Annotated in this window: 10 protein-coding genes; 2 read left to right on the top strand and 8 right to left on the bottom strand. The window is 66.5% G+C overall.

Annotation, left to right across the window (positions count from 1 at the left end):
- Window positions 1-4 precede the first annotated feature (4 nt).
- Window positions 5-241, bottom strand: a complete 237-nt coding sequence (locus CS1BSM3_RS23760; protein WP_072391806.1) for a hypothetical protein — start codon at window positions 239-241, stop codon at window positions 5-7.
- 7 nt (window positions 242-248) lie between these two features.
- On the bottom strand, window positions 249-1,271 hold the full coding sequence (gene pdhA / locus CS1BSM3_RS23755) for a pyruvate dehydrogenase (acetyl-transferring) E1 component subunit alpha (protein ID WP_072391803.1): 1,023 nt from the start codon (window positions 1,269-1,271) through the stop codon (window positions 249-251).
- Window positions 1,272-1,562: 291 nt separating this feature from the next.
- Here pdhA and CS1BSM3_RS23750 point away from each other — a divergent pair, with 291 nt between their 5' ends.
- On the top strand, window positions 1,563-3,281 hold the full coding sequence (locus CS1BSM3_RS23750) for an ABC transporter permease (protein WP_083528845.1): 1,719 nt from the start codon (window positions 1,563-1,565) through the stop codon (window positions 3,279-3,281).
- A 490-nt stretch (window positions 3,282-3,771) separates the two neighbouring features.
- On the opposite strand, the gene CS1BSM3_RS23745 is transcribed toward CS1BSM3_RS23750, so the two are convergent.
- The 4 genes from CS1BSM3_RS23745 to argH form a co-directional block, all read right to left on the bottom strand.
- The gene (locus CS1BSM3_RS23745; RefSeq protein ID WP_072391800.1) at window positions 3,772-6,420 is read right to left on the bottom strand and encodes a TIGR02302 family protein; all 2,649 of its coding nucleotides are present in this window, start codon (window positions 6,418-6,420) and stop codon (window positions 3,772-3,774) included.
- Window positions 6,421-6,665: 245 nt separating this feature from the next.
- Window positions 6,666-7,952 (bottom strand): diaminopimelate decarboxylase, encoded by a 1,287-nt coding sequence (gene lysA / locus CS1BSM3_RS23740; protein ID WP_072391797.1) that lies wholly within the window; start codon window positions 7,950-7,952, stop codon window positions 6,666-6,668.
- Between the two features lie 115 nt (window positions 7,953-8,067).
- Window positions 8,068-8,277 carry a lipoprotein gene (locus tag CS1BSM3_RS23735; RefSeq protein ID WP_072391794.1) on the bottom strand — a complete coding sequence of 70 codons (210 nt, stop codon included), beginning with the start codon at window positions 8,275-8,277 and terminating at the stop codon, window positions 8,068-8,070.
- Between the two features lie 67 nt (window positions 8,278-8,344).
- On the bottom strand, window positions 8,345-9,754 hold the full coding sequence (gene argH, locus CS1BSM3_RS23730) for an argininosuccinate lyase (RefSeq protein ID WP_244540599.1): 1,410 nt from the start codon (window positions 9,752-9,754) through the stop codon (window positions 8,345-8,347).
- Between the two features lie 54 nt (window positions 9,755-9,808).
- Between argH and CS1BSM3_RS23725 the strand changes: the two genes are divergently transcribed.
- Window positions 9,809-10,519: a TlpA family protein disulfide reductase gene (locus CS1BSM3_RS23725; protein ID WP_072391788.1), complete on the top strand. Its 711-nt coding sequence runs from the start codon at window positions 9,809-9,811 to the stop codon at window positions 10,517-10,519.
- 317 nt (window positions 10,520-10,836) lie between these two features.
- Here CS1BSM3_RS23725 and CS1BSM3_RS23720 read toward each other — a convergent pair whose 3' ends face one another.
- Both CS1BSM3_RS23720 and CS1BSM3_RS23715 read right to left on the bottom strand, forming a co-directional pair.
- Window positions 10,837-11,811: a D-2-hydroxyacid dehydrogenase gene (locus CS1BSM3_RS23720; protein ID WP_072391785.1), complete on the bottom strand. Its 975-nt coding sequence runs from the start codon at window positions 11,809-11,811 to the stop codon at window positions 10,837-10,839.
- Between the two features lie 80 nt (window positions 11,812-11,891).
- On the bottom strand, window positions 11,892-12,809 hold the full coding sequence (locus CS1BSM3_RS23715; protein WP_072391782.1) for an SDR family NAD(P)-dependent oxidoreductase: 918 nt from the start codon (window positions 12,807-12,809) through the stop codon (window positions 11,892-11,894).
- Window positions 12,810-12,900: the final 91 nt, after the last annotated feature.

The raw sequence follows: 12,900 nt of genomic DNA, 5'->3' as shown, positions 1-12,900 counted from the left end.
AGGTTTAGGCAAGCGCCCAGTTGCGTTCGGCTGGGGAAGCAGATTGCAGCACTCCTCTGTCCCGCAGTCTCTGAGCTGCCCAGCGCATGTCGTATTGCCACGTATAAAAGAGGTCGCCGCTCTCTCGCAGCTCCTGCTCTCTAGTACGCCAGATGTACTTAGCGACTTCGACAAGAGAAGCTGATCCGCCGGCTTCATTGAGCGCTTCAACGACGATGTGCTCCAGGTCCTCTTTCTTCATGCCCCCCTCACGCCGGCAGCAGCACGTCCGTCCAAAGCTCGGACGCATCGGGCTCGGGATCGTTCTGGGCGAACTCGGCGGCGGCGTTGACGATCGAACGGATCTCGCCGTCGATCTTCTTCAGCTCGTCCTCCTTGATCATGCCGGCTTCGAGCATCCGCCGGCGCACGCGCTCGATCGGATCGCGCTCCTCGCGCACGCGCTCGACTTCCTCACGCGTGCGGTACTTGGCGGGATCCGACATCGAGTGACCGCGATAGCGGTACGTGAGCATCTCGAGAATGCACGGGCCCTCGCCGGCACGGGCGCGCTTGACGGCTCGCTCGCCGGCCGCGCGCACAGCACGCACGTCCATGCCGTCGACCTGCTCGCCGGGGATGTCGAAGGAGGCACCGCGGCGCGAGAAGTCCGTCGTCGCGGCTGCGCGCTCGATGGCCGTACCCATGGCATAGCGGTTGTTCTCGATGATGAAGATCACCGGCAGATGCCAGAGCTTCGCCATGTTGAAGGCTTCGTAGACCTGCCCCTGGTTCGCGGCGCCGTCGCCGAAGTACGTGAGGCAGACATTGTCGTTGCCGCGATATTTGTTGGCAAAGGCGAGGCCCGCGCCGAGCGGCACGTTGGCGCCGACGATGCCGTGGCCGCCGTAGAAATTCTTCTCCTTGGAGAACATATGCATGGAGCCGCCCTTGCCGCGGGAGTAGCCCCCACTGCGGCCGGTCAGCTCGGCCATGACGCCCTTCGCGTCCATGCCGGTCGCCAGCATGTGGCCGTGATCGCGGTAGGTCGTGATCACCTGGTCACCGGGCTTGATCGCCATCTGCATGCCGACGACGACCGCCTCCTGCCCGATGTAGAGATGGCAGAAGCCGCCGATGAAGCCCATGCCGTAGAGCTGGCCCGCCTTCTCCTCGAAGCGGCGGATCAGCAGCATCTCGCGATAGGCGGTCAGCTCCTCGTCGCGCGTGAATTGAACCGGCGTGCCGGCGTCCGGGAACTGGCCGTTTCCTGTGTGGCTTGTGGCGGCCATGCAACCTCCCTGCTCATCATCCGTCTCGGCGCTGATTGTGATGTAAGCGCTCCGCATGACTACTAGCCGACAGGGGCCAAGCTGACCAGTCCGTTGACTATGTTCGGTCAACGCATTGACAGCGTGCGCGAACCGGTTTTGTGCGCTGCCAAAAGAGGCCTTTCCTTCAAGGGGCAGTCAAGATACTCGACCACGGCGGTCGGGAAGGGCTATGAGGAGCCATCTGCAGCCGTCTGGGCGGCCGCGCGTAAACCTTCTTCTTCCGTTGGGCGGCGGAGCATCCGGCATCCCATGCAGAGCAGCGATCTCTCGACATCCGGGCGAACGGGGCGCTTTCCGGCCCATGGCCGAGGTTCCTGGCGCGCGCGACGCCGGGTTTCGCCGGGCTGGGCGATCGCCGTCGGGATCATTGCGGGGCTCGTGGCCCTGCCGGTCGCGGCGATCACCGTGCTGGCGCTCTCGGCCGGCTTCGAGACCTGGCCGCATCTCTTGCGCACGATCCTGCCGGGCGCGCTGGCGACGACGCTGATGGTGATGGCGGGCGTCGCCACGATCACGCTGGTGGTGGGCGCGGGCACGGCCTGGATCATCACCATGTATCGCTTCCCGGGACGGGGCCTGCTCGACCGGCTGCTGGTGATCCCGCTCGCGGTGCCGACCTATATTGCCGCGTACTGCTACGTCGATCTTCTGGGCTATGCTGGGCCCGTACAGGGTGCGCTCAGGGCGTTCTTCGAATGGCGCACGCCGCGCGACTACTGGTTCCCGGACATCCGGTCGACGACCGGCGCGATCTTTCTGCTGGCGAGCGTGCTCTACCCGTATGTGTATCTGGCGGCGCGGGCGAGCTTCGTGCAGCAGTCCATCTGCGTGCTCGAGGTCGCGCGCACGCTCGGGCGGACGCCTTGGGGGACCTTCATCAGCGTCGCATTGCCGCTCGCCCGGCCTGCGCTGGCGGCAGGCGTCGCGCTCGTGCTCATGGAATGCCTCAATGATCTCGGGGCTGTGCAGCACCTCGGCGTGGAGACGCTTTCGGCGGCGCTCTATGCAACCTGGCTGCAGCGATCGAGCCTCGGCGGTGCGGCGCAGATTGCGCTTGCCGCGCTGGCGGTCGTGCTGATCCTTTTCGCCATCGAGCGGCACGCGCGCGGGCGGAAGCAGTTCCATCATACGACGGGGCGCTATCGCTCGATCCCCTTCTCCGAGCTGTCCGGCTGGTGGGCAGTGGGCGCGATCATTGCGTGCCTCATTCCGGTCGTCGTCGGGTTCGTGCTGCCGTGCCTGGTGCTTGCCTACAACGCGCTCCATTTCACGGACGATGCGGGTTGGACGGCGCTCTGGCGCGCGGCCGGAAACAGCATGTTGCTCGCCGTGCTGGCCGCGGCCGCGACGGTGGTGCTTGCGGTGATCCTCGCTTATGCGCGCCGCATTGTGGGCGGGCCGTTCATGCGGTTTGCCGTGCGGCTCGCGGGCGTGGGCTACGCGCTGCCCGGTACGGTGCTGGCGCTCGGGCTGCTGATCCCGCTTGCGTCCCTGGACAATCGCATTGATGCGCTTTCGCGGGCGTTGTTCGGGCTGCCGCTCGGCCTGCTCATGACGGGGACGCTGTTCGCGCTGGTGCTGGCGTTCGCGATCCGCTTCCTGGCGGTGTCGCTCGGCGCGATCGAAGCGGGCATGGAGCGCGTGTCGCCGAACCTGGATGCGGCCGCGCGCACGCTCGGCTCGACGCCGTTCGCGACCATGGTGCACGTGCATCTGCCGCTGCTGCTGCCGGCGCTCGGAAGTGCGGGGCTGCTCGTGTTCGTCGATGCCATGAAGGAGCTGCCGGCGGCGCTGCTGCTCCGGCCCTTCAATTTCGAGACGCTGGCGACGCACGTCTACAGCCTCGCCTCGCTCGAGCTGTTCGAGAGCGCGGGGCTCAGCTCGCTGCTGATCGTGCTGGTGGGACTGCTGCCGGTGCTGGCGCTGCATCAGGCGATCGCGTCAGGGCGGTCGGGGAGTTCTTCTTAGATTTTTCTTAGTGCCGCGGGCTGCTTCCTGGCACGGCCTACCGGCCGGCGCGCAGTCGCGCGCTCATGACGGTCGCGCGCCTGTGCCAATTGCGTCTCTTCGCCCGCGAGCGGAGAGAGTGGATCATGCTGTGCTCGCGGCAGTGGTCTGTTTTAGTGCCGCGGGCTGCCGGGAAGGGGTGCTGCCGCCTCCCATCGTGGTGCCATGCCCGCGGCGGCCAGAGCGACAGCGCGGCCTATGACGCGCCCCACTTCCCCCTCTCCCCGCAAGGGCGGGGAGAGGGGATGATGGTGCGCTCGCGGCGAACGCCAAGTCATAAAAAGGAGGGGGTTCGGGGTCTCCCCGATTGGGGCCAGGGGCGGTCGCGCCAGCGGCGCGCGACTCATTAAAGCCCCGTCGCGCTGAAGGCGCGAACGCAAGCCGCCGATGTCGCGATTGTCGCTGCCCCTCACCCTGGCCCTCTCCCGCAAGCGGGGAGAGGGGAGCGTGATCAGAACCGCCGCAGCAGGCGCTCGATGTAGTCGAGCTCGAGGAGCGGGCGCTGCTGATCGCCGAGGCGGCGGCGCAGCTCTTCCAGGATCTCGCGGGCGCGCTGGATGTCGATCTCTTCCGGCACCTTGACGGAAGTGCCGAGATCCGGGCCTTCGGTGCGCTGCGGGCGACCCATGGGATCGAGCGGCACATCCGCAGAGCGGCCGAACTGGCCGGGCATCTGGCGCAGCATCTGCTGCGCCATCTGCTGGGCGCCCTGGCGGAGCTGTTCGAGGGCGCGCTGCTCGGCGCGCGCGGCGCCATCGAGATTGCCCTCGCGCAGCGCCTGCTCGGCTTCCTCCATGGAGCGCTGGGCGCCGCCGAACTGGGATGGAGGCTGCATGCCGAACTGCTGGAGGCCCTGGCCGAGCTGTCCGAGGCGGTTGCGCAGCTCGCCCTGGCGGCGGCTCAGATCGCCATAGCCACGGCCCTGCTGTCCCTGCTGCCCTTGTTGACCCTGACCCTGTTGGCCTCTCTGGCCACGCTGCCCGCGTTGGCCCTGTTGGCCTTGTCCCTGCTGGCCGCGCTGACCTTGCTGACCCTGTTGGCCCTGCTGACCGTCCTGGCCATCCTCACCAGCCTGGCGCTGCTCGCTGAAGGTATCGTCGAGAAGCTGCTGCTGCTGGCGGATCATGTCCCCGAACTGGTCCATCATCTGCATCATTTGCTGGTTCTGCTGGCCTTGCTGACGGGCCATGCGACCAGACTGAAGCCGCTCCAGCAGATCGCGGAGCTGGCTCAGCATTTGCTGCGCGTTCTCGCGTGAGCCCTGGCGCGCCATGTTCTCGATGTCGCGCATCATGCGCTCGAGATCGCGCTGGCTCAGCATCTGGTTCTGCTGGCCTTGCGGCATGGGCTGTGGCTGCTGGCCTTCGGCCTGGCGCGCAAGCTGCTCCATGAACTGGTTGAGCGCCTGGCGCAGCTCGTTCATGAGGCGCTGGATCTCTTCGTCGCTCGCGCCTTCCTGGAGCGCCTTGGCGAGGTCCTCCTGGGCCTGGCGCAGGCGACGCTCGGCCTCGGAGAGATTGCCGTCCTCGAGCCGGATGGCGACATGCCAGAGCTGGTCGACGACGTTCTTCATGCCCTCGCGTGACCTGTCGCGCATGAGGCGCCAGTAGGCGGCGCGCAGGTTGATGTAGGCGCTGTAGTCCGGGAAGAAGCCTTCGGGCTCGGTGGCGATCGCATCGAGGGCGATGACTACCTGATCGCGGTTGCGCGGATCCTCGATGAGGTTGCGGCGCTGCTCGACGACGGCGCGCGCGATCGGATTTTCGAAGCGGCGCTGCGGGAGGATGAACTCGACGGGCTCGCTCTTGCCGACCTGACCAGCCTGATCCTTGGCCGAGAGGATCATGCGCACGCGCATGCCGGCCCACGGGTGGCCGGAGAGCTCGTGATAGCTCGTGCCCTCGGCCTGCTTGGCATTTGCGCGGGGGAGACGCAGCGTCAGCACAGGCGGCTTCTCGAGCGGGGGACGCGCGCCCTTTTTCTTCGGCCGCGCCCAGCTCGTTGCCGGATCGCCGGGCTTGGGCCTAATGCGGGTGATGCGCGCCTCGGCGCTCGCGATGCCGTAGTCGTCCTCGACCTTGTACGTCAGCTTCAAGGAGCCGCGCGGCATGCGCTCGGGATCCTTGGAGAGGGCGATCTTCGGCGGGTGGTCGGGGATGATGCGGAAGGCCCAATGAGGCTCGCCGGCGACACCGCGGGCGCGCACCGTGACGGGGCGCATGAGCTCCATGCGGATCTCGGCGACCTCGCTCGTCATGGTGAGGCCCGGCGGGAGGTCCGGTTTCTTCGGCGAGAGGATCTCGACCTTGCCGGCGTCGTCCGTGACTTCGAGCGTCAGGCCCGAGGCACGCTCGCCGCTGGCGCGCACGACGAGCGCGCTTTTGACCGGCACCTCGAACGAGGGGCTGGCCTCGCCGAGCACGGACGGTGCGCTCGCACGCGAGCCATCGACGAGCATGAGCGGCGGCCGCGCCGTATAGGCCGGCGGCGTCACCCAGGCATCGAGGCGGGCGGTGCTGACGGTGGTCGCGGGCGTGCCAAAGCGGAAGGCCTGCGAAAGGCGGTCCATGAAGCCGTCGCCGGCTGCCGCCGCGAGCACGCCGACGCCGATGAGCAGCACGGCGCGGAGCGCCCAGGGATCGGCGCGATCGGCGCGCGGCGAGGGCGTGCCGACGCGGAGCTTGGCGAGGGTCGCGGCGAGGCGCGCGCGGTGCGCTTCCCAGAGGGCCTGGGTGGCGCCGCCTACGCCGGGCGCGGAAAGTGTGTCCTCATAGGAGGAGGCTGGCCGGTGCGGCATGGCCGAGCGCTGCTCGAGGCGGCGAAGGGCTTCCTCGCGGGTCGGAAAGGGTGTGCGGGCCATCCAGAGGAGGGCTGCGAGGGCCGCAAGGCCGAAGGCGCCGAGAAGGGTGTAGTGGGCGGCCTCGGGAAGGCGCGGCCAGAGACCCGCCAGCGAAACGATGACGAAGAGGGCGGCGACGGCCAGCAGCGCCCAGGTTCGCGGCCAAAGCCGCTCGAACAGCTGGGCCCAGCGGCTCAACCGGATCTTGCGCTCGAACACCGCGGCGGTGGTCGACCGCGGCGGGGTCGTCAGATCAGCCATAGGCGCACCTTAATGCGAAACCGCGGAGCGGGGGCAAGTCCAAGAGCCCGAGATCTCCGCGTTCAGCTTTCGTGCACAACATTCAGCGTGGGCCGGGATAGGCATCCGCATACCGGTCGTACCCACGCCCCGGCACATAGTTCCTAACACGCTTCACGTATGCCGCGCTGCAAAACGATCCAGCATCTCGATCAATTTGCGTTCAGGGCGAGGATTAACGCGTACTGCGGCGGGATCGTGGCCGGTCAGCGGGAGGTGCTGAGCCAGGCCGGCAGGTGGTCGAGCTGGATGAGCTCCTCGTAGGTCGGCCGCGGGCGGACAACGGCCCAGTCGGCGCCATGAACCATGACCTCGGGTACCAGGAGGCGGGAATTGTAGGTCGAGGACATGACGGCCCCGTAGGCGCCGGCGGTCATGAGGGCGACGAGATCGCCGGGCTGGGTCTCGGGCAGCGTGCGGCCGGTGGCGAACGTGTCGCCGCTCTCGCAGATCGGGCCGACCACGTCGTAGAGCCGGTTCGGCGTTCCGAGGGCCGGCTCGCGGATGGGCCAGATGTCGTGGAAAGCGTCGTACATGGCGGGCCGGATGAGGTCGTTCATGGCCGCGTCGACGACGAGGATGGTTTTTCTCGCGCGCGGATTGAGCGTGATGACGCGGGTGACGAGGATGCCGGCATTACCGACGATCAGGCGGCCCGGCTCATAGGCAAGCTCGGCATCGAGGCCGGCGAACGTGCTCGCCACCATGCCGGCGTAGGCCTCGATGAGGCCGGGGCCGTGATCGACCGCCTCCTCCATCTCATAGGGAATGCCGAGGCCGCCGCCGAGGTCGATGCGCTCGACCCGGTGGCCCTGGGCGGCAAGGCGCTCGGCCAGCTCGCGCAAGCGGCCGAAGGCGGCCTGCAGCTCGTCGAGCTCGCGGATCTGGCTGCCGATGTGCACGGCGAGGCCGAGAATGCGCACGCCGGGCAGATTGGCCGCGACCGTGTAAAGACGCTCGGCCTCGCTGATGCTGATGCCGAACTTGTTACCCTCGGATCCGGTCGTGATCTTGGCGTGGCCGCCGGCGCCGATGTCCGGGTTGATGCGGAAGACGGCGTTCTGGCGCTTCCTCCGGGCCGCGGCGATGCGGGAGAGCGTGTGCAACTCGCCCTCGGTCTCGATATTGATCTGATAGATGCCCGCATCCACGGCGAAGGCGAGCTCGCTCTCGCTCTTGCCGACGCCGGAAAACACGATCGAGCTTGCGGGAATGCTGGCCGCCAGCGCCTTGCGGATCTCGCCCTCGGAGACGGTATCGGCGCCGGCGCCGAGGCGGGCGAGCGTGCTCAGCACCGCGAGATTGCTGTTCGCCTTCATGGCGAAGAAGACGCGGGACTTGGGAGCGCCTACGGCCCGTGAAAATACGGAATAGTGCCGTTCGAGCGTGGCGGTCGAATAGCAGTAGAAGGGCGTGCCAACCGCGTCGGCAAGGGTCGTCAGATCGACATCCTCGGCATGGAGCCGGCCGTCGCGATAGGTGAAGTGGTGCATTTGAGAGCTCGGGTCGGGCGTGGCGGCAATGCGTCCGGGCGCGGGAAGTCTCGCGCTCAGTGACGGCGTGTCTGTCAATTACAGCGGGAATGCCGGGGAAGCTAGCGGATCGGAACTAGCGGAGCAGGCCGTCGAGGAAGAAATCGCGATGCGGCGGTTTGGTCGCCGGCTCGCCGGCTTTGGCCGGCGTCGTCAGCGTCCCATTGCGGGCCTGACCCTGCTGATTAGCCGATGGGCCATCCAGCGGACCGCGCACGCCGCAGCCGGCCAGCGAAACCGCCAGCAAGCCCAGTACAATGCCGACACCTGCAACCCGAGCGATCATGTCCGTCCGTTCAGTAGTGTCCGGTACGAGCCGGACCGGTGCGCAAGATCGAGCGCACACAACCCTATTAGGCCTTACCCGGTGCCTTTTCCAACCGCTTTATCCAGCGTCGCGCCATTTTGCGGACGTTCTGTGGCGCAGTTCCCCCATAGCTCGTGCGGCTCCTGACCGAGGCATCAACCGAAAGGACGCTGAACACGTCTTTGGTGATCCGTGGCTCGACGGCCTGCATCTCGGCGAGCGAGAGGTCTTCGAGGGCCATGCCCTTGCTCTCGGCCCGTTTGACGATGGTCCCCGTGACGTGGTGGGCCTCGCGGAAGGGGAGGCCGAGGGTGCGCACGAGCCAATCGGCGAGGTCCGTGGCGGTGGAGTAGCCGCGGCCCGCGGCAGCGCGCATGGTCTCGGGGACAGGCTCCAGATCCTCGATCATGCCGCGCATGGCGGCGGCGGCCACGGCAAAGGCGCGGAGCGCGTCGAAGGTGGCTTCCTTGTCCTCCTGCATGTCCTTGGAATAGGTCAGCGGCAGGCCCTTCATGACCATGAGCAGGCCCTGGAAGGCGCCAGCAATGCGCCCGACCTTGGCCCGGCAGAGCTCGGCGGCATCCGGGTTGCGCTTCTGCGGCATGATGGAGGAGCCGGTCGTCCACTTGTCGGAAAGCCGGACGAAGCCGAACTGCGGCGTCATCCAGATCACGATCTCCTCGGCGAGCCGCGAGAGGTGCATGGCCGAAATCGCCGCGGCGGCAAGCGTTTCCAGCGCAAAATCGCGGTCCGAGACGCCGTCTAGGGAATTCGCGGTCGGCCGGTCGAAGCCCAAGGCCTCGGCGGTTGCCTCCCGATCGATCGGGAAGGATGTGCCGGCAAGCGCCGCCGAGCCGAGCGGGCTTTCATTGAGCCGCTTCCTCGCATCGGCAAAGCGGCCGCGGTCGCGTCCCAGCATCTCGACATAGGCGAGCAGATGGTGGCCGAAGGTCACCGGCTGGGCGGGCTGGAGATGGGTGAAGCCCGGCATCACGACATCGGCGTGAGTTTCCGCCTTCGTCGCCAGCACCTGCTGGAGGCTGTGCAGCGTGCTGTCGAACGCGTCGAGGCTGTCGCGGACATACAACCGGAAGTCGAGCGCCACCTGATCATTGCGCGAGCGGGCTGTATGGAGCCGCCCCGCAGCCGGCCCGATCAGCTCGGCAAGCCGGCTTTCGACGTTCATATGAATATCTTCGAGTGCTTGCGAAAAGGCGAATTCGCCGCGCTCGATCTCGCTCCGAACCTGCTCGAGACCCTTTATAATCTCGCGTGCATCGGTCTTGGAGATGATGCCTTGGCGAGCAAGCATTTCGGCGTGCGCCTTGGAGCCCGCAATATCCTGCGGTGCCATGGCCTTGTCGAAGCCGATGGAGGCATTTATCTCGACCATCAGTTCGGCGGGTGACATTGCGAAGCGGCCACCCCACATCTTGTTTGCGTCGGAACGGGTCACGGCGGGGCCTCTTCAATCGAACGCTGGCGTAGCTGGGAAGCCAGAAGGACAAGCATGAGCAGCAACGAACGTAGCGGCGAGGCCGAGAAGGCCGCGCCCAGAGGGCTGCCCTTCATAGCGTATATCGCGGTCGCGGCTGTTTTCGCGCTGATCGGATTTGGCGCGGTATACGTGACCCTGGGGGAGCCTGACAATCGCAAAGGCACGGAGGTGGTTGCCAAAGTCGTGCCGACAGGGCCATCGTCGGCGACCGAGGCGAAGCCCTCTGCATCGCTACCCACGGGGCCGGGGCGGAATGCGCTCAGCGTTGGCCAGATGGCTTCCTTTGTCTTCAAGAGCGCGCCTGAGGATCTGCCGAGCGCGCCGTTTGTCGATGCCGACGGCCGTGAGCGCACGCTGGCCGACTGGAAGGGCAAGGTCGTCCTTCTCAATCTCTGGGCGACCTGGTGTGCGCCTTGCCGCAAGGAGATGCCGGGTCTCGACCGCCTTCAGGCGAAGCTTGGTTCGGGGAAATTCGAGGTGGTTGCCGTCAGCGTGGATCGCACCGGCATAGATGGCGCCAGGAAGTTTCTCGAGCAGGTCAATGCGCGCAATCTCGCCGTTCTCGCGGACCCGAATGCGCGCATGGCATCGACGCTCAAGGCGATAGGCCTGCCGGCGACGCTGCTGATCGATGCGGATGGCCGCGAGATCGGCCGGATGGTCGGCCCCGCCGAATGGGACACGCCTGAAGCCATTGCGCTGATCAGGGCCGCTCTGAAATAGGTGCGCCTGCTGATGGTCTGAGCGAGGGGCGGCCCTGTGGAGTCGATGGCATATTGACCGCCCCTCACCTCCCCTCCGTGGCATAGGCTAGAGGGGGGGACCGGCGCTTGCATACGGGCCCCGACGGACAAACGTGTCAGCCGGTCAAATCCGTCTCTCGCGCGCGGAAATCGTGCCGGGGGCATTGAATTCCAAACAAAAAAGCGGGCCGGGAGGTGTCCTCCCGGTTGACCCGTCCGCATGGCGGTCGCGGGCATAGCACCACCGCAAGGTGCGACAGCACCTTTTCCCAGCAGCCCACGGCAAGCAAAGAAAATCTACACGATCTCGTTGACGAGCTTGGTCTCGCCGCGTGCGAGGCGGTCGGCGTTCTCGATGAGCAGGTCGATCACGCGGTCCTCATAGCGGACAGTCTCGCCCGCCGAGTGCGGCGTGATGATGACGTGCGGCATGGACCAGAGCGGCGAAGATGCGGGCAGCGGTTCCTCCACTGTCACGTCGAGGGCGGCACCGCGGATGCGCTTCTCCTTGAGTGCGGTTGTGATGGCCGGCTCATCCACGACCTTGCCGCGCGCGACGTTCACGAGGTAGGCGGTCGGCTTCATCGCAGCGATCTGCGGCCCCGAGATGAGGTTCGTCGTCTCCGGCGTCAGCGGGCAGGTGAGCACGACGAAGTCGGCTTCGGGCAGCTTGCTCATCAGCGCGCTGTCGGCCACGACCTCGTCAGCGGCACCTGCGCCGGCCGCCGTGTTGCGGCGCGTTGCGATCACCTTCATGCCGAAGGCCTTGCACAGTGCAGCGAGCCGCTGGCCGATGCGTCCTGCACCGACGATGAGCACGGTCTTGCCCTCGACCTCGTCCTCGCGGATAGAGCGGTCGCCCTGCATACCGCGCCAGGACTTCGCGGCCTGTGCATCGCGCAGGAAATGGAGCTGGCGCGAGAGGGACAGCATGAGCGAGATGGCGTGCTCGGCGACGGCATTGGCGTTGACGCCGTGGCCGCTCGCAAGGCGGATGCCGTGCTGCTTCAGGATCTCGCGATCGTACTGGTCCGTGCCGGCGCTGATGGACTGGATGAGCTTCAAGCGCGGGTTCTTCGCCGCGAGCTCGTTCTTCCACATCATGGAGACGGAGAGCACGTCGGCGTTCGGCAGCTTTGCGACCAGCTCGTCGTAGTTGCGCGCGATCTCGAAGGTCATGCCGGTCTGGCGTGCCGTGAACGGCTCGGTGAACTCGTAGGCGACATGCGCGAAGAGGACGTGCGTATCTTTGCGGGCGGGGAAGGGGGCCATGTTGTTTCTCTCGTTGGGCTCATGACGAACAGGCACAATCGTGCGGGCGCATCCGGCGAAGCGCCCGCACATTTGTAAAATCAGATCGGATCCCAGCTAAAGACATCGCCCGAGCGATCGAGCGGCGTCAGCGAGGAGCGCATGGCGGGGAGCGCGTGCTCGGCGATGGATTGCGGCGTCCAGCCATCCTCGCGGTGCACGCTGCGGATCGGGCGGGTCTGGTTGAAGAGATAGATCTCGTGCATGCGCGAGGCGAGGATCTGGCCGGAGACCTCTTTCGCGAGATCGGAGAGCAGGAAGATCGCGAGCGGGGCGATCTTGTCGGGCGTCATCTTCTTGATGCGCTCGACGCGGGCCTGCTGCTCGGGCGTCTCGGTCGGGATGGTGCCGATCATGCGGCTCCAGGCAAAGGGCGAGATGCAGTTCGAGCGCACGTTGTAGCGCTGCATGTCGAGGGCAATGCCGCGCGAAAGGCCGACGATGCCCATCTTGGCGGCGGCGTAGTTCGCCTGACCGAAATTGCCGATGAGGCCCGAGGTCGACGTGAAGTGCACGAACGCGCCCGACTCCTGCTCCTTGAAGTGGTTCGCAGCGGCACGGCTTACATAGAAGGCGCCGTAGAGGTGCACCTTGATGACCTGATCGAAGTCCATGATCGACATGCGGTGGAAAATGCGGTCGCGCAGGATGCCCGCATTGTTGATCACGCCGTCGATGCGCTTGAAGTTGTCGAGCGCGCACTGGACGATCTTTTCCGCGCTCTTCGGCTCGGCGACGCTCTCGAAGTTCGCGACGGCCTGGCCGCCGGCCTTGCGGATTTCCTCGACAACCTCTTCGGCGGGCTGCTGGCTCGAGGCGCCCTCGCCGTCCACCGAGGCGCCGAGGTCATTGACGACGACCTTCGCGCCCTCATGGGCGGCCAGGAGGGCCATGCCCCTGCCGATGCCGCGGCCTGCGCCGGTCACTACTACGACTTTGCCTTCCAAGCAGCCAGCCATCGTCGGTGCCTTTCCTCTTGGTATGTCTCTGGGCTCGTTTGTGGATTTTGATGTCGGCAAGCTGGCACGGGGAAGGGGAGGGCGTCAAATC

Origin of the sequence: Hyphomicrobium sp. CS1BSMeth3, assembly GCF_900117415.1 — a bacterium.
Classification (GTDB): domain Bacteria; phylum Pseudomonadota; class Alphaproteobacteria; order Rhizobiales; family Hyphomicrobiaceae.
Note: the sequence above shows the minus strand (reverse complement) of the source record. Positions and strands in the feature narration are given on the sequence as shown.